This is a genomic window from Mycobacterium sp. NGS40 (genome assembly GCF_059812735.1).
Genome location: NZ_JCALDG010000160.1, coordinates 1 through 202, shown reverse-complemented (window position 1 = coordinate 202; position 202 = coordinate 1). Strand labels below are relative to the sequence as shown.

Annotated in this window: 1 protein-coding gene; it reads left to right on the top strand. The window is 64.4% G+C overall.

Annotation, left to right across the window (positions count from 1 at the left end):
* A partial coding sequence (locus tag AC5Y5O_RS32365; protein ID WP_500028791.1) for a zinc-binding dehydrogenase occupies nt 1–202 on the top strand: 202 nt, incomplete at both ends.

Below are 202 nucleotides of genomic sequence, written 5' to 3'. Positions count from 1 at the left end.
TTCGATGGCACCGGGCGTGCTGTATCGCGCCTTCGACCTGATGGAGGCCGGCCCGGACCACATCGCCTCGATGCTGTCCGGCCTGATCAAACTGTTCGACGTCGGCGTGCTGAAGCCGTTGCCGGTCAAGACTTTTGACGTGCGATCCGCCTCGTCGGCGTACCGATTCGTCAGCCAGGCCCGCCACACCGGCAAGGTGGTT